This is a genomic window from Shewanella sp. 10N.261.52.F9 (assembly GCF_041471165.1).
In the GTDB taxonomy this organism is placed as follows: domain Bacteria; phylum Pseudomonadota; class Gammaproteobacteria; order Enterobacterales; family Shewanellaceae; genus Shewanella; species Shewanella marinintestina.
Map to the genome: position 1 here is coordinate 156,101 of NZ_JBFRNX010000013.1, position 15,590 is coordinate 171,690.

Genomic DNA, 15,590 nt, shown 5'->3' on the forward strand with positions numbered 1-15,590 from the left:
TAGCATGGTCCTTATGCACTGCTTAGCAATGTGCTTCTAGCTATCGAAGCACATTTATCATCACTCGATATTGATGGTATTAATCGGGGCTTTGCGCCCTCGCCCATTGTAAAAATAACGCCACTGGAAAAGGTGACATCATCACCATTCCGATCCCCGCTAAGCTCGCAATAATGACCATACCGGAAACTTGTTGCTGTAGATCTGACATGAAATAAATCCCCACCGCAGACAACAACATAGCGAGTCCTATCCAATGCAATATCTTGAGGGTGTTTATGATCCGTTTTTGCACTATTGACCACCTTTTTGTGCTTATTTTTTACTAATGCTTTTAGCGATTAGTATAATATACTCACAATATACCGATATTAATCACTTTGGATCCACATCATGATAAAACAATCCTTCATCGTTGCAGGTTTGCTATTGGGCTTAGCTGCTTGTCAGTCGACTCCAACTCAAGTAGAAGATTTAGCCATCGAAGGTACATGGCACATTGAATCAGCTGCTGGTCAGCCAGTTATCGATTACAGCCCAGCAGAGTTAATCTTTGCCGCTGATGGCAAATTAACCGGTAATAATAGCTGTAATAATTTCTTTGGTAGCTACGTGCTTAATGGTCAGTCACTGCAACTACAACCTGCAGGTAACACCATGAAAGCCTGTGTTGACGCATTAATGGCACAAGAGCAGCGCGTAATGAAAGTGATGCCTGAAGTGGCTCAAGCTGAAATGGCAAAAGGCAAGCTTGTTCTTAAAGATGCTGACGATAAAACGGTTTTGGTGTTAAGCAAAAAGTAAGCATTTATTTCTAGACATAAAAAAACCGCCTATTGGCGGTTTTTTTGTGAGCAAAAATTGTCAATAACAATAGCGATTAGGACTTAAGCTTCTCTGCCATCTCTGCACTGTCTTCTGCGTTAGCATTGTAATGCTCAACGTCAATCTCACCTTCAGACTTAGCAATTACAGTCGTCGCAACTAAGTCGCCAGATACGTTAACAACAGTACGTGCCATATCCAAAATACGGTCGATACCGGCAATAAGTGCAACGCCTTCTAGCGGTAAACCCACCGTAGTTAATACAAGCGTAAGCATCACTAGACCCGCACCAGGCACACCAGCAGTACCAATTGAGGCCAATGTTGCCGTTAGAATAATGGTGATGTAATCGACCCAAGTTAAGTCGATACCAAAGGCTTGCGCCACAAACAGTGCGGTTACACCTTGATAAAGCGCGGTTCCGTCCATATTGATGGTCGTACCCAGTGGCAGTACAAAGCTTGAAATCTTCTTATTTACACCCAAGTATTCGCTGGCACATTTCATACTTGCAGGCAGTGTACCAGCAGAGCTTGATGTGGTGTAAGCGACTGCAATCGCATTGCTAATTCCTTTAAAGAACTGCAATGGATTTAGCTTGGCAAATACCACCAATACAAAGCTGTAGAAGCCGACAACATGCAAGAAACAGCCAATATAAACGGCTACAATGACCTTTATAAGCGGCATCAACATATCAACGCCGTACTCACCGGCAACCCACGCCATCAAGCCAAATACGCCGTATGGTGCTAGCTTCATGACTAAGTCAGTCAGCTTATACATAGCCTCTGCTAAGCTTTCAAATACTTTAATTGCAGGTTTACCATGGTCGCCAATAAGTACTAATGCAATACCTAATGCCACAGCAAACACAATCACTTGCAAGATTTGACCACTCGCCAGTGCCGCAACAGGGTTAGTTGGTACGATATCAATCAAGGTTTGCATAATCGACGGCGCTTGCTTAATCACCTCTGCAGATTCGTGCGGAACCATGTCTAAGCCAACACCGGGCTGCATGATATGGCCAACCGCTAGACCTAAGGTAATAGCAATAGATGTTGTACCGAGGTAAAAGGCAAACGACTTAAAACCAATACGCCCCATTTTAGCGGTGTCTTGCATTGATGTTACGCCAACAATCAATGAACAAAACACGAGTGGAACAATTAGCATCTTGATCGTATTAACGAATAAGGTGCCAATTGGCTTTAAGTAGGTGGCCTGCTCGCCTAAACCTATACCGGTTAAAATACCTAGCAGCATACCTATCATGATCTGTAACCATAAAGGCACAGACATCCAGCTTGACCACACTTTTTTCAAAAGTGAAGGTTGTTGATTCGACATATTTAGACCTTGAAACAGTGGTAGGGAGGACAGGCGGCGAAGTGCAGCCTAAAAAATAACGCGGCAGTTTAGCATATGCTGCAATAGCTAGAGATGATCTATATCACGCTCCAATGGGCCATAGATAAAATGCAACAATAACACTATGGTCACTGAGGAATCGATAATTTTAGGCGTCGAATTTTGATTTTTTGTTATTTTTAGAGAAATGCATTTTATATAATGCAGCAGGCGGCTGTTCTGTTTCCATCAGATAACTCCAATAGGCGTCATCAAAGCCGGAGAAAATTGCTTTTCCTTCTGCGCGCAATATTAACCACCACCAAACAATCCCCCAAAGGCCGAGGGTCAATAAGGTTAGTACAAAATGCCACGCGTGCTTAATCTCTTGAGTATTCCCCCCAGAGCTAGACTCAATTTTGGCCCTAGTAATACAACTTGATGATGTCTTTTTCATGGTGACTCCTTTTGCACGCCGGCCATAGAAAAAGTCTAGCAGAGTTAGACTTTAGTCGAATGCAAATTGATAATAATTTTTAGCTCTATGCTAACCCAGCCATTAAGCTTGGCTTTGCTTCGTGCTAAAGTTAGCCCAAAAAAAGGAAACTGATTAATGATAATTCGTAAAGGCCAACAAGCAGATCTACATGCCCTCGTAAACTTTAACCAAGCCATGGCTGAAGAAACCGAAGGCCTAAGCTTAGACGGAAAAGTGCTAGAAAAAGGCGTTAACACCCTATTAACCTCTCCAGAAAAAGGCTTTTATTTAGTCGCTGAAATTAACGGTGAAATTGCGGGTTCATTGATGGTGACCTTCGAATGGAGCGACTGGCGTGCTAAGGATTACTACTGGATCCAAAGTGTGTATATCCGTCCACAGAATCGTCGCCAAGGTATTTATGGCAAGCTGTATCAAGCGGTAAAGGACATTGCAGCAGAGAACGGTGGCGCTGCCAGCTTTAGACTCTATGTTGAAAAAGAAAACACCAAGGCACAGCAAACTTATAGTGCGCTAGGTATGGAGCAAAGCTACTATTTGATGTACGAGCAAAAATAAGCGCCCCCTCAAAACCTAGACATGAAAAAGGCCATCAACTGATGGCCTTTTTACTGCTTGTTAGACAGTGTCTAACAATAAAAAGTTAACCGCAGATGCTGGTTACTTTAATCGCCAAACCGCCTTGGCTAGTTTCACGGTACTTAACGTGCATATCTTTACCCGTTTCGTACATAGTCGCGATCACTTTGTCTAAGCTCACCTTTGGTGCGCAGTTACGACGCATCGCCATACGTGATGAGTTAATCGCTTTCACAGCGGCAATCGCGTTACGCTCAATACATGGAACCTGTACTTGGCCAGCAACTGGGTCACAAGTTAGGCCTAAGTTATGCTCCATGCCAATTTCAGCCGCCATACAGACTTGCTCAGGGTTTGCGCCCATGATTTCGGCCAGACCTGCAGCAGCCATTGAACAAGCTACACCCACTTCCCCCTGACAACCAACTTCAGCGCCAGAAATAGAAGCGTTACGCTTGTATAGCGAGCCCACTGCAGCAGCAGCTAAGAAGAAACGCGTGTACTCTTGCTTGCCAACAGGCTTAATGAACTTGTCATAGTAAGCCAATACCGCAGGAATGATACCCGCAGCGCCGTTAGTTGGCGAGGTAACCACACGGCCACCAGCAGCGTTTTCTTCACTTACAGCCATCGCAAATACGTTGATCCAATCAACGATTTCCATAGGGTCACTAGATAGACGCTCACCGGTTAACAACTGACGGTAAAGTGCAGGTGCACGACGAGCCACTTTAAGTGGACCCGCTAGTACGCCTTCAGTTTGACAGCCTTTTTCAATTGCTTGATGCATGGTAGACCATACTGCACCAAAGCCATCGTAAATCGCTTCTTCACTGTTGAAACACAATTCATTCTTAAACATGACACTGCTGATGCTTAAGCCAGTTTCTTTACAGGTTGCCAAAAGCTCGTCTGCATAGTTAAACGGATATGGCACTTCAACTGGGTTTTCAACTGCTTTGCCAAATTGTGATTCTTCAACAATAAAGCCACCGCCAACTGAATAGTAAGTCTTGCTTAGTACAAGCTCATCACCATTGAATGCGTGCAACATCATGCCATTTTCATGTAATGGTAATGCATGGCTGTGGAAAATCACCGCGTCGTGACCGAAGTCTACTAGCTGCTTTTCGCTACCCATTGGCAGTTTCAGAGTTTGCTCAACGTCAGCAATAAAACCTGGGATTGAATCGATATCAACGTCATGTGGTGAGTTACCACCTAAGCCAACAATGATTGCGATATCAGTGTGGTGACCTTTACCGGTTAACGATAAAGAACCAAAAATTTCTACACTCAAACGTGTCACTTGTGCAAATTGACCCGTTTGACGAACATCATCGATAAACTCTTTGGCGGCCTTCATCGGCCCGACAGTATGAGAGCTCGATGGACCCACACCTATCTTAAAAATATCAAATGCGCTAAACATAAAAAATCACCTCGGAAAAAGAGGAAAAGCCTGGAAAGAATCCAGGCTTTATCAAACATAATGGAACTAAAAAACTGGACGCTTTAAGGTGCTCGCATGCAACCTTTAGGCGCCCAGCTATTATCTATTTAAGATACTAATCCAAATAGAATCGCAGTCATTGCAAGTAGACCTGCAATCACAACGAAGATGTTGCTGAAACGACCACGGTATGCAGCTAAAGCTGGCACCTTATGAATCGCATACATTGGCATTAGGTAAAGGATAGCCGCAATGATTGGGCCGCCTAATGCTTCAATCATACCTAGGATGCTTGGGTTAATAACTGCCACGCCCCAGATAGTGAAGAACATGAAACCTAAGATAAATTTGTTTAACTTAGAGTCTGAAACTTCTTTGCCACTTGAGCGTAATTGCTTAGTGATTAGACCTTTCATACCTTCAGTTGCACCCATATAGTGACCGAAGAAAGAAGAGATAATAGCAACGAAAGCAATGAATGGACCGAAGTAGCTTACAAATCCACTCTCATGTACGTTCGCCAAGTAAGAAAGAATTGGCAAGTTTAACTCTTTTGCTTCAGCAAGCTGTGCTGGCGATAGTGCTAGTACACATGAGATTACGAACATCATCACGAAACCAACCAACATTAATGTGGTGTTACGTAAGATAACGTCTGCTTTACGTGCTGCATTAGCGCCGTGCTCACGCTTTAGCGATACAGAGAACTGCGAAATCGCTGGCGAGTGGTTGAATGCAAAAATCAATACTGGAATGGTTAACCAAACTGTACCTAGGAATTCACCTGCTGATGGTACAACTTCTAGTGCGTCCATCTTCCAATCTGGGATCAAGTAGAAAGACATGAATGCTAGGATAGCAACTAATGGGTATACCAATAACTGAGTCACTTTAAGCATCATTTTCTCGCCCGCTACCATCACAGACATCATAGCAATGATAAGACCACCAGATAGCAACCAGCGTGGTACACCAGACACTTTATCCATGATCTGCACGCCAGCTTCAGTCAGCATAGGCGCACCATCAGCCGCTAAGCGTGGAATTTCCACAAAGATGTTTAGCTGGTTAACGATAAAGCTTTCAACTGTGTTAGTAATACCTACACCGTAGATCAAAACGATTGGGTAGATAGCAAAGAAATAAAGCAAAGTGATTGCCTTACCTGCGCCAACACCAAAGTGTTCTTCCACTACGTGGGTAATGTCGCTGCCAGGCTTGCTTGATGAGCAAACAAAACGTGACAAGCCACGGTGAGCTAGGTAAGTCATTGGACCGATGATAGCAACCATCATCATTAGCGGCCAAAAACCGCCCATACCTGCGTTGATTGGTAGGAATAGAATTCCGGCACCAACCGCTGTACCAAACAAACTTAACATCCAAGTCGTATCTTGACGTGTCCAAGGCATTGACTTAGTCGTTGCCGTATCTTTTGTAATGATCGCGTCTTTTTGCATTCTTGTTACCTTGAAAGGTGCTGAGAGACACCAGTAAATTTTGATCTCAGGAGTAATTTCGCGGTTAAGGGTATCCTAATGCAGACTCTAAAAATTGATCTGTGTTCATATTCTGTAATTGATTTTCACAACGTAACCATTTTGTGAGCCAGATCTCTTTAATGGTGTAATAAATTTTCATTTTAACACCACAAAAACAACCGTATTGAACCTTGAGTTAACATTAACTTCACTTAAATCATGGAATGCTGATATAAAATCTCTCTTTAGGAAAATTTGAGTTCGGACATAGCTCACAAAAAACCATTTTTAACCACCTCCCCCAACAAGCTGAACACGATTTTTGAAACAGATCACATCTTTTAAGCTGCAATTTACGCTTGGCATTAGCTAATCTAATGAGAAAATAATGTAATTTTATATTGAGCATTCGTTAACCAAGGTTATTTACCTGATAAAAAAGTTATTTTCGTCGTCTAATTGGCCCTATCAAAGGGTGAAGCCAAATGCAAAATACAATAAACTAAGCCGATAAAATTTAACCTGTACTCGAGAAAAATTACCAAAATGAAACTCACAATATCGATAGTGGTAGGGTCAAAGAATCCGGTTAAAGTCGGCGCAGCTCAAAGTGCATTTGAACGCTTATTCCCAGATAATCTTATAGAGTGCCAAGTCATAGATGCGCCATCAGGTGTCGCAGACCAACCGATGACAGACGCAGAAACTAAACTCGGTGCTATTAACCGGGTTAAGTATTGTCAAAGTGAGTATCAAGCTGATTATTTTATTGCAATGGAAGGCGGCGTTGATCTGTTTGATCATGGCCCAGCAACCTTTGCTTATATCGCTATTGCACACCAGTCTCAAGTCAGTGTTGGCCGTGGTGCACAACTTCCATTACCTATGCAGGTATATCAAGCGCTAACTCAAGGGCAAGAACTTGGGCATGTAATGGACCACATGTTTAATACCGTCAATATTAAACAAAAAGGCGGTGCTATTGCTTTACTGACCAATGGTAATGAAACACGTCAAAGCAATTACACGCAGGCAATCATCCTCGCGATGGCGCCACTACTACACCCAAACTTGTACCTTAATTAGGTTCTGCTTTATTATTTTTGGCTTAAGGCGCTTGATTTTAAAAAGTAGTCCTCGTAAGTTAGGTGTTACCCGCAACTAACTAAGAAACTGTTCGATGAATCAAGCTTTGCCAGATAGCCCTTGCGCCTCTCAGTTACGCCGCCTCTCTAGGCAGCTTATTCGCCAATTAGGTTTACTCGATGCAGCCTGCGGTAGCCAGCCACTTTCACCAGTTCAAGCCCATACCTTAATTGAGTTAGGACAAAGCCAATATTCTATAAAGCAACTGGCAGAGCTTCTCAATATTGACAAGTCTAATGCCAGCCGAGCAGTGAGCCACTTAGTAGATAAAGGCTTTGCTAAGTCACAAGCTAATCCTAGAGACAATCGCAGCCTAGTAGTGCAAGTCACAACGAAAGGCAGAAAACAGCTAATTAAGCTCAACGAGCAACAAAACCAATTGTTCAGCGACATTATGGCGCAGTTACCGCAGGAACATATTACTGAACTAGAGCTGTCACTTAGCCGTTATAACAAAGCATTAGTGCAATCTAAGGTTCAACAAGGTTATGTCATCAGAACTCTCACAAGCGATGACAATGCCCAAATGGCGGCGGTGATCCGCCAAGTGTCAGCTGAATATGGCTTAACAGCAGATAAAGGTTATGGTGTTGCCGATAAAACCTTAGATTGCTTAAGCGAGGTTTACCAAGCTGGTAATAGCCATTACTGGGTGATAGAACTCGACGGCAAAATCTTAGGCGGTGCCGGTATTGCCCCGCTTGCCGGTGAAGTGAATATTTGCGAGCTGCAAAAAATGTATTTCAATGGCGAGCTGCGCGGCAAAGGCTTTGCTAAACGGCTAGCGTTACAAGCAATTAATTTTGCTACAGAACAAGGCTTTGCTGATTGCTACCTAGAAACCACCGCTAACTTAATCGAAGCGATAAAGTTGTATGAATCATTAGGTTTTCAACATCTCGATAGACCGCTAGGCAATACTGGCCATAACGCTTGTGAGATCACTATGCTCAAGCCATTAACAGCCAATTAATCAATTTATCAATTTATCTGCCTCAGTATTCATACTGAAGATAAGTCTCTAGTTTTTATACTAAAAGCTTGCTAGCCTCAGTTCAAGCGCATTCAGATATAAGAGGTTTTTTATGCAATATAGACGTCTTTCGCATTCAAGTTTAAATGTTAGTCAAATCTGTTTAGGTACCATGACTTGGGGCGCACAAAATACTCAAGCCCAAGCGTTTGAACAGCTCGATTATGCTATTGGTGAAGGCATTAACTTTATCGATACCGCTGAGATGTATCCAGTGCCACCAGAAGCAGAAACTCAAGGTGAAACCGAACGCATTTTAGGTAATTACCTTAAACAAAGGGGTAATCGTGACAATCTGATTATCGCCTCTAAAGTCGCCGCTCCCGGTGGTAAAAGCGATTATATTCGCCCTAATATGGCACTAGATTGGCGTAACATTCACGCCGCAGTCGATGCCTCTCTTGAGCGCTTGCAGCTCGACACGATTGATCTTTACCAAATCCACTGGCCAGACAGAAACACTAACTTCTTCGGTGAACTAAGCTACAACCAGATCGATGAACATGAAAAGCAAACGCCCATTATCGACACCTTGGAAGCCCTAGCAGCTCTAGTTAAGTCGGGTAAAATTCGCTATATTGGTATTTCAAATGAGACACCATGGGGCTTTATGGAATACCTGTGCTTAGCAGAGAAACATGACTTGCCTAAAATTGTCTCAGTGCAAAACCCTTATAACTTGCTGAACCGCAGTTATGAAGTGGGCATGGCCGAAATAAGCCACCGTGAAGAAGTGCCATTACTGGCCTACTCACCATTGGCGTTTGGTGCACTATCGGGTAAATACCTTAATGACCAATGGCCAGAAGGTGCCAGAATGACGCTGTTTAAGCGTTTTGCGCGTTATACAGGCACTCAACTGGCATTAGATGCCACTAAGGCTTATGTCGAGCTGGCGCGTGAATTTAATATGAGCCCAGCGCAAATGGCATTAGCCTTTGTTAACTCAAGAAAGTTTGTTGCCTCGAATATTATCGGTGCCACCAATCTTGAGCAGCTTAAAGAGAATATAGCCAGTGTAAATTGTGCTATTTCTCCCGAGTTACAGTTACGCTTAGACGAGCTAGCCCTGCTATATCGCCTGCCCTGCCCATAAAAAGTCGCCTGTTTTAACAGTCTAACCTTGCTTTAGGCGCACAGATCTTACAAGATCGATGCGCCTTTTTACTTTTCAATTATCTCGGATCAGATTAATGGATCTCTCAAGCCTGCGGTCACAATTTCCAACCCTAGCTCAATCTAATGATGGCTACTCTCTGTGTTACTTAGATACAGCAGCAACCAGTCAAAAACCGCAGTGCGTGATAGACGCCATGAATCAGTATTATCATTTAGATAATGCCAACGTACACCGCGCTGCACATCAGCTATCAGCTCGTGCCACCAGCCAATATGAAGCGGTGCGCGATAAACTGCAGCAATTTATTAATGCCGAGCGCCGTGAAGAGATTATTTTTACCCACGGCACCACCGAATCCATCAATATGGTGGCCCATGGCTTAACGGCTCATATTAAAGCAGGTGCAGTGATCTTAATTGATAGCGCGGCTCATCACGCTAATATAGTGCCTTGGCAAGAACTGGCTAAACGCACAGGCGCCATCATAAAACCTATCCCGCTAACCGCTGATTGCCGACTTGATGTCAGTGCATTCGATGCATTACTTAGCCAAAAACCTGCCATTGTCGCCCTAAGCCATGTATCCAACGCGCTTGGTGCGCTTAACCCTGTTAACGAGCTTGTGGCTAAAGCCAAACAAGCTGGTGCAATAACCTTAGTTGATGGCGCCCAGGCTATTGCTCACCTAGCAGTTGATGTGCAGGCTATTGGTTGTGATTTCTATGTTTTCTCCGGCCATAAAATGTATGGCCCAACAGGTGTGGGTACCCTATATGGCCGCTTTGAAGTCCTCGATAAATTGAGCCCATTACTGACCGGCGGCGAGATGATTAAAAGCGTCAGCTTTGAGCACACAGAATTTAATATTCTGCCCAACCGCCTTGAAGCTGGCACGCCGCCCATTGCAGAAGTGATTGGCTTAGGCGCCGCAATAGACTTTATCAACGGATTACCTCGAGCAGAGGTGCACGCTGTAGAGCAAACGCTATTAGCCTACTTGCAAAATGAATTAGCGGCACTTGGCGATATGGTGCTTTATGGCGCCCACCCTAACAATATTGGTGCTGTCGCATTTAATTTAGCCGATGAACATCACCAAGATGTAGGGATTTTACTTGACCAGCAAGGCATTGCCGTACGTTGTGGTCATCACTGTGCTATGCCGCTAATGCAAAGCTTAGGCTTAAAAGGCTGCTGCCGCGCATCGATTGGGGTTTATACTAATAAAGCCGATATCGATAACTTCATTAATGCGATGAAATCGGTAAAAGAGTTATTGTTGTAAAAGAAGGTTCTAGGGGAAAGATAGCTCCTAGGAAGAGCAAAGACGGAAAAGCTAAGCACGTTTTTATTTATTGTTAAGTTAATAATTTCAATTTAGGTCAAGTATGAGTCAGCAAGTAAAGCCTACTGCAGAGCAGTTTTTAGCATTACCCCTTACAAATGATGCCCAAGCAACACTTTCATTATTTGAACAAGCGGGTAACTGGCAAGAGCGTTATCGGCAAATCATGTTACTGGGTAAAACCTTACCTAGACTTGATGATGATTTACGTGTTGATAGCGCTCAAGTACGTGGCTGTGAAAGCAATGCTTGGTTGTACCATTGTGAAATTGATGGCCAACATTATTTTGTTGCCGACAGTGATGCGCGCATCGTAAAAGGCTTAGTTGCACTCTTACTGATTGCCTGTAACGGTAAGAGTAGCGCTGAAATAACCGCGTTTGATCCAGACAGCTATTTTGGCCAGTTAGGCTTGCAAGGCCAACTGAGTCCATCACGCACGAATGGCTTATTAGCGCTGGCTAAAGCAATTAAATTGGCTGCCCAATAATTTACCTCAACGCCACTTTTTATTTGAAAAATTAGACTTACCTTTATTGCATTGCTCACAAAGGATTTGCAAATTTTCCAGCTCTAGTTCCAATTTAGGATAAAGAGAACGTGGCTTAATATGATCGACGTGCATAATTGCGCCCTGAGCAGGGGTAATACCGCAACATGCACATTGATTACCATAAAGTTCAAATGCTTTAGCTCGTAAAATTAGCCACTTACCACTGCTATAAAAATCCTGTTTGGACTCAGTAAAAGGCAGAGACTCCCAATCATCAATGATCTGCGGCTCACCGCCTGGGCTGACTAATATAGCTTGTCCCTCATTCACTTTTAACCATTTCCAAATGGCCTTTAATGCGCCCTTCTCGGTTTTATAGCGTTTACTGCGCCGCTGTTGTGCTTGAAATGTTACTGACCACATCAAAAATTCCTTTTGCATTATTTCGGTGTCGTTTTGAGCCAATACTCACCTATAACTCATATTCAAAAATCTATCCTCACCCTCGAAAAGCCTATTTTGCTCAGGTAAGATGAAACCATTAACTCAACAAACAGTCTGCGCTTTTCTTTAACTACCTGTAACGGATTAGATTACAGGCAACGAGGCGCGAACAGTAGTCACTGATAGAAAAGAGCTCATTATGCTGACCACCTTAGCCATTCAGAATTATCGTTCTCTACGCGAGGTGGTGATCCCTTTGTCGCAGCTAAACTTGGTGACGGGTGCTAATGGCTCTGGCAAGTCTAACCTATATAAAGCACTGCGATTATTGGCACAAACCGCGCAAGGCGGCGTGGTCAATGCCCTAGCACAAGAGGGTGGCCTTGATTCTAGTTTTTGGGCGGGGCCAGAAAACATCTCCAAACGCATGTTAGCAGGTGAAGTGGATATAGAGCCAACTGTGCGCCAGCAAGTAAAGCGCTTAAAGCTTGGCTTCGCCAGTGATGAGTTTAGTTATCTGATTGAGCTAGGTTTACCAAAGCCCGACTCCACCACCTTGTTTGGCTTAGATCCGCAAATTAAGCGCGAAGCGATTTGGGTCGGTAATCAATATCGCCCTGCTAGCGTATTATTAGAGCGCCGTGGCGCATTAATAAAAACCCGTGCTGAGCGTAAAGTTGAGCAAAAACTGCAAGCCGGTTGGCAAACCCTCAATGTGCAAATGCAGCATAGCGACAGTATTTTTACTGAGCTTGCCGATCCGCAGCGCACACCAGAGGTAATTAGCCTACGGGACAATATTCGCGCATGGCGCTTCTACGATCATTTCAGAAGTGACTGCGATGCACCAGCAAGAAAGTCTCACCTTGGCACCCAAACCCCAGTGTTACATTATGATGGCAGAGACTTGGCCTCTGCGATTCAAACCATCTTTGAAATTGGTGACAAACAAGCTTTTGATGATGCAGTTAGCGACGCCTTTCCCGGCGCACATGTGGTGATTAGCTATGAGTCTAATGGCAGCTTAAGTATTCAGTTTCATCAACACGGGCTACTAAGACCGTTGTCGGCATCTGAACTATCTGACGGAACTTTAAGGTATTTGCTATTGGTTGCAGCACTGCTCACCCCGAGACCGCCTGAGCTAATGGTACTTAATGAACCTGAGACCAGCTTACACCCAGACTTACTGCCAGCATTATCGCGATTGATAGCCAAAGCGTCAGAGCATTGTCAGTTATGGGTTGTATCTCACGCCAATAGGTTAATTAACGCATTAAATCAGTTTGAAGATTGTAATTTGATAGAGCTAGATAAGCAGTTGGGGCAAACAGAAATCGTTGGGCAGGATAGTTTAACTAAGCCGAGTTGGCAGTGGCAAAATCGCAGCTAAAGCATTTATAGATTAATAGCTGCGATTGGCACTTACTTATTAAAGAACTTATAGCGACATGTTGGCAATGGTCTTTTGAATACCGACCACGTCAGTGCCACGCTTAAGCTCTTTCACTAGCGGATCTTTTTGACCAGAGATCCAAATCTTTAGCTCGGCGTCCATGTCAAAGGTGCCTGCGGTTTCCACTTCAAAATGGGTAATCGACTTATATGGCACCGAATGGTAGCTCACCTTTTTACCGGTAACGCCCTGCTTATCAATTAAGATCAGACGCTTGTTGGTAAACACAAACATGTCGCGGATAACTTTGTAGGCCAAGGTTAACGACTCATTATCGGCCATAATTGGGCTTAACTCTTGGGTTAACTCCTCAAGGTTAACCTCTGAAGCATTGCCCATCAGCGAATCTAATAATCCCATGTCTATTTTCCTTAATAGTGTGAGTAAATTAGATCCGCCGTCTTGCGATGGATCTAATCAGGTGTGCGAACTTGTCTGTTTTCGCCAACCACCATCATTTCACATTTCGGGCAGTCAAACACTAGCTTAAGCACATCTTTACCAATTTCTAAAACCATAGGATCGGCCTTGATCCCCGGCACTTCTTTTGGACAAAGGTTAAAGTTAAAACGTAAGCAATGTTTAGTGACCATAAGAGGCACATCTTCGCTGATACCATTTTTCTCATAGGTATCTTGAATTTCAATCACGCCATGGCGCTGATAAAACGCTTTAGCTTGCTCGTTAGCTACGTTGCCTAAATAGCTTAAGTGCTTAACTGGATACACGGCGTCTTGATTATATTTCCACGCTTTCGGGCGCACATAATCATTGACTCGTGCTTGCTCTAACGCAGCAACCGTATCACGGCGCAGGCCGTTCAATATCGAGGTTGGAATAAACCAAGTCTCAGCAGTTTCGATTAAAATGTTATGCGCGGTAAAGTCGGTACTACCCAATTTTGCCAGCTGTTTACGTAGGCCTTGCTGGGCTTTTTCAATATCACTTGCCGCAGTTTTGACCATGGCTAATGACTGCGTGGCGCTGTGCCCATAAACATCGGTCATAGTCAGAGATACGCCGTCAGCGGTATCAGCTAATACTAAATCAACGCCGATAATGCGCTTAGCAGACTCTTTCGCCAGTACCGTCTCAAAGGCTTGGTTGTGGTTACGATAAATCGTCATGCCCACTTTAAGCTCTTTTGGCATACGCAGTACAAATAGCTTTAAGCCTTCGGCACGGTTAACACGCAGGCCTTTTAACTTATCATCTGACTGCTTGGCTTCTGCATAATCACTTGGGAAAAAGCACAAACCGTCACCATTGTTAAAGGTTTCAGTTGAGGTGACTTCAATAAAGTCTTTACCAATATGCTTAACGGTTGCCACTTCTTCACCAATGTATTTTGGCGAGCGGAAGTCACTCACGCCCTGGCTACGCTCGTTAACAAAGTAATCGGTGCGGCCGCGGTTGAAAGTCTTTTCAGGATTTGGCGTAAAAGTATGCTCACAGCGACCATGAGAGGAAGCGACAAACTCAGAGCGGCGCGCCATGATTTTATCTAGCTCTTGGCGATAATGGGCTGTGACGTTTTTAACGTAGCTTAAATCTTTTAGGCGGCCCTCAATCTTAAACGAGCGTACGCCCGCATCAATCAAAGCTTCTAAATTATCAGTTTGGTTATTATCTTTAAGTGATAATAAGTGCTCGTTTTGCGCCAGTACGTCACCTTGACGGGTTTTAAGCTCGCCCGGTAAACGACACATTTGCGAGCATTCACCGCGGTTAGCGCTACGATTACTAAACGAGTGGCTTAAGTTACATAACCCACTATAAGCGACGCACAATGCACCATGAATAAAGAACTCAATTTGCATATTCGTCTTGGCAGCTACATCGCGAATTTGGCTTAAACCTAATTCACGGGCAAGCACTACTTGCGAGAAACCCACCTGCTCTAAAAACGCCACTTTTTCAGGGCTGCGGTTATCCATTTGCGTACTGGCGTGTAGCGCAATAGGCGGTAAATCAAGTTGTAAAATACCCATGTCTTGTACGATAAGCGCATCCGCGCCCGCTTCGTAGACTTCCCAGATGAGCTTTTGCGCTGCGTCTAATTCGTCGTCCATCAAAATAGTATTGATAGCAACAAACACTTGGGCGTGATATTGATGAGCAAAGGTACATAAGCGTGCAATGTCTTCAACACTGTTACCCGCAGTTGCGCGAGCACCAAATGCAGGGCCACCAATGTATACAGCGTCGGCACCATGGCGAATCGCTTCGATACCATAGTCGGCATTTTTAGCCGGAGCCAACAGCTCTAAACGGTTATTTTGCATCTCTATTGGAGTATGCACCGCGTCATTAGCCGTGTCGTCAGGCTTATCGCTAGGAGTATAGATGCCAACATTGCTCA

General features: G+C 44.0%; 16 protein-coding genes. 8 read left to right on the forward strand and 8 right to left on the reverse strand.

The features are described 5' to 3' along the window. Positions 1 to 79 precede the first annotated feature (79 nt). Positions 80 to 295: a hypothetical protein gene (locus AB4298_RS09750; protein ID WP_248998305.1), complete on the reverse strand. Its 216-nt coding sequence runs from the start codon at positions 293 to 295 to the stop codon at positions 80 to 82. A gap of 98 nt (positions 296 to 393) precedes the next feature. On the opposite strand from AB4298_RS09750, the gene AB4298_RS09755 reads away from it, so the two are divergent. Beyond that, complete coding sequence (locus tag AB4298_RS09755; RefSeq protein WP_248998304.1) at positions 394 to 804, forward strand: META domain-containing protein; 411 nt, start codon at positions 394 to 396, stop codon at positions 802 to 804. A 76-nt stretch (positions 805 to 880) separates the two neighbouring features. Here the strand turns inward: AB4298_RS09755 and AB4298_RS09760 are convergent, their stop codons facing one another. Together AB4298_RS09760 and AB4298_RS09765 are read right to left on the reverse strand one after the other, a co-directional pair. Further along, positions 881 to 2,179, reverse strand: a complete 1,299-nt coding sequence (locus AB4298_RS09760; protein ID WP_248998303.1) for a dicarboxylate/amino acid:cation symporter — start codon at positions 2,177 to 2,179, stop codon at positions 881 to 883. 169 nt (positions 2,180 to 2,348) lie between these two features. After that, the gene (locus AB4298_RS09765) at positions 2,349 to 2,636 is read right to left on the reverse strand and encodes a hypothetical protein (protein WP_248998302.1); all 288 of its coding nucleotides are present in this window, start codon (positions 2,634 to 2,636) and stop codon (positions 2,349 to 2,351) included. Between the two features lie 156 nt (positions 2,637 to 2,792). Between AB4298_RS09765 and AB4298_RS09770 the strand changes: the two genes are divergently transcribed. Continuing rightward, entirely contained in the window at positions 2,793 to 3,236 is a 444-nt protein-coding gene (locus AB4298_RS09770; RefSeq protein WP_371986517.1) for a GNAT family N-acetyltransferase, read from the forward strand. Positions 3,237 to 3,321: 85 nt separating this feature from the next. Here the strand turns inward: AB4298_RS09770 and AB4298_RS09775 are convergent, their stop codons facing one another. Both AB4298_RS09775 and AB4298_RS09780 read right to left on the reverse strand, forming a co-directional pair. Continuing rightward, complete coding sequence (locus AB4298_RS09775; RefSeq protein ID WP_248998300.1) at positions 3,322 to 4,689, reverse strand: L-serine ammonia-lyase; 1,368 nt, start codon at positions 4,687 to 4,689, stop codon at positions 3,322 to 3,324. Positions 4,690 to 4,817: 128 nt separating this feature from the next. Beyond that, positions 4,818 to 6,170, reverse strand: coding sequence for an SLC5/6 family protein (locus tag AB4298_RS09780; protein ID WP_248998299.1), 1,353 nt, complete (start codon positions 6,168 to 6,170; stop codon positions 4,818 to 4,820). Positions 6,171 to 6,737: 567 nt separating this feature from the next. On the opposite strand from AB4298_RS09780, the gene yjjX reads away from it, so the two are divergent. The 5 genes from yjjX to AB4298_RS09805 all read left to right on the forward strand — a co-directional run bounded on the left by yjjX (position 6,738) and on the right by AB4298_RS09805 (position 11,325). Next, positions 6,738 to 7,277, forward strand: coding sequence for an inosine/xanthosine triphosphatase (yjjX, locus tag AB4298_RS09785; RefSeq protein WP_371986519.1), 540 nt, complete (start codon positions 6,738 to 6,740; stop codon positions 7,275 to 7,277). 94 nt (positions 7,278 to 7,371) lie between these two features. Continuing rightward, positions 7,372 to 8,310 carry a bifunctional helix-turn-helix transcriptional regulator/GNAT family N-acetyltransferase gene (locus AB4298_RS09790; RefSeq protein WP_371986521.1) on the forward strand — a complete coding sequence of 313 codons (939 nt, stop codon included), beginning with the start codon at positions 7,372 to 7,374 and terminating at the stop codon, positions 8,308 to 8,310. Positions 8,311 to 8,422: 112 nt separating this feature from the next. Next, positions 8,423 to 9,466 carry an NADP(H)-dependent aldo-keto reductase gene (locus AB4298_RS09795; RefSeq protein ID WP_371986523.1) on the forward strand — a complete coding sequence of 348 codons (1,044 nt, stop codon included), beginning with the start codon at positions 8,423 to 8,425 and terminating at the stop codon, positions 9,464 to 9,466. Between the two features lie 97 nt (positions 9,467 to 9,563). Next, the gene (locus tag AB4298_RS09800; RefSeq protein ID WP_371986525.1) at positions 9,564 to 10,775 is read left to right on the forward strand and encodes a cysteine desulfurase; all 1,212 of its coding nucleotides are present in this window, start codon (positions 9,564 to 9,566) and stop codon (positions 10,773 to 10,775) included. 103 nt (positions 10,776 to 10,878) lie between these two features. After that, positions 10,879 to 11,325, forward strand: coding sequence for a SufE family protein (locus AB4298_RS09805; protein ID WP_371986527.1), 447 nt, complete (start codon positions 10,879 to 10,881; stop codon positions 11,323 to 11,325). A 6-nt stretch (positions 11,326 to 11,331) separates the two neighbouring features. Here the strand turns inward: AB4298_RS09805 and AB4298_RS09810 are convergent, their stop codons facing one another. After that, complete coding sequence (locus AB4298_RS09810) at positions 11,332 to 11,751, reverse strand: HNH endonuclease (RefSeq protein WP_371986529.1); 420 nt, start codon at positions 11,749 to 11,751, stop codon at positions 11,332 to 11,334. A gap of 220 nt (positions 11,752 to 11,971) precedes the next feature. Here AB4298_RS09810 and AB4298_RS09815 point away from each other — a divergent pair, with 220 nt between their 5' ends. Then, positions 11,972 to 13,165 (forward strand): AAA family ATPase, encoded by a 1,194-nt coding sequence (locus AB4298_RS09815; RefSeq protein WP_371986531.1) that lies wholly within the window; start codon positions 11,972 to 11,974, stop codon positions 13,163 to 13,165. 48 nt (positions 13,166 to 13,213) lie between these two features. On the opposite strand, the gene AB4298_RS09820 is transcribed toward AB4298_RS09815, so the two are convergent. Beyond that, positions 13,214 to 13,588, reverse strand: a complete 375-nt coding sequence (locus AB4298_RS09820) for a PH domain-containing protein (RefSeq protein WP_248998292.1) — start codon at positions 13,586 to 13,588, stop codon at positions 13,214 to 13,216. A gap of 53 nt (positions 13,589 to 13,641) precedes the next feature. Further along, positions 13,642 to 15,513 carry a peptidase U32 family protein gene (locus AB4298_RS09825; RefSeq protein WP_371986746.1) on the reverse strand — a complete coding sequence of 624 codons (1,872 nt, stop codon included), beginning with the start codon at positions 15,511 to 15,513 and terminating at the stop codon, positions 13,642 to 13,644. Positions 15,514 to 15,590: the final 77 nt, after the last annotated feature.

What these genes read in the sequence shown, in the direction of transcription:
- AB4298_RS09790 (WP_371986521.1), top strand. Translation starts at nt 7,372, where the DNA reads ATGAATCAAGCTTTGCCAGATAGCCCTTGCGCCTCTCAGTTACGCCGC.
- AB4298_RS09760 (WP_248998303.1), bottom strand. Translation starts at nt 2,179, where the DNA reads ATGTCGAATCAACAACCTTCACTTTTGAAAAAAGTGTGGTCAAGCTGG.
- AB4298_RS09770 (WP_371986517.1), top strand. Translation starts at nt 2,793, where the DNA reads ATGATAATTCGTAAAGGCCAACAAGCAGATCTACATGCCCTCGTAAAC.
- yjjX (WP_371986519.1), top strand. Translation starts at nt 6,738, where the DNA reads ATGAAACTCACAATATCGATAGTGGTAGGGTCAAAGAATCCGGTTAAA.
- AB4298_RS09775 (WP_248998300.1), bottom strand. Translation starts at nt 4,689, where the DNA reads ATGTTTAGCGCATTTGATATTTTTAAGATAGGTGTGGGTCCATCGAGC.
- AB4298_RS09795 (WP_371986523.1), top strand. Translation starts at nt 8,423, where the DNA reads ATGCAATATAGACGTCTTTCGCATTCAAGTTTAAATGTTAGTCAAATC.
- AB4298_RS09820 (WP_248998292.1), bottom strand. Translation starts at nt 13,588, where the DNA reads ATGGGATTATTAGATTCGCTGATGGGCAATGCTTCAGAGGTTAACCTT.
- AB4298_RS09800 (WP_371986525.1), top strand. Translation starts at nt 9,564, where the DNA reads ATGGATCTCTCAAGCCTGCGGTCACAATTTCCAACCCTAGCTCAATCT.
- AB4298_RS09810 (WP_371986529.1), bottom strand. Translation starts at nt 11,751, where the DNA reads ATGTGGTCAGTAACATTTCAAGCACAACAGCGGCGCAGTAAACGCTAT.
- AB4298_RS09805 (WP_371986527.1), top strand. Translation starts at nt 10,879, where the DNA reads ATGAGTCAGCAAGTAAAGCCTACTGCAGAGCAGTTTTTAGCATTACCC.
- AB4298_RS09765 (WP_248998302.1), bottom strand. Translation starts at nt 2,636, where the DNA reads ATGAAAAAGACATCATCAAGTTGTATTACTAGGGCCAAAATTGAGTCT.
- AB4298_RS09780 (WP_248998299.1), bottom strand. Translation starts at nt 6,170, where the DNA reads ATGCAAAAAGACGCGATCATTACAAAAGATACGGCAACGACTAAGTCA.
- AB4298_RS09825 (WP_371986746.1), bottom strand. Translation starts at nt 15,513, where the DNA reads ATGCAAAATAACCGTTTAGAGCTGTTGGCTCCGGCTAAAAATGCCGAC.
- AB4298_RS09755 (WP_248998304.1), top strand. Translation starts at nt 394, where the DNA reads ATGATAAAACAATCCTTCATCGTTGCAGGTTTGCTATTGGGCTTAGCT.
- AB4298_RS09815 (WP_371986531.1), top strand. Translation starts at nt 11,972, where the DNA reads ATGCTGACCACCTTAGCCATTCAGAATTATCGTTCTCTACGCGAGGTG.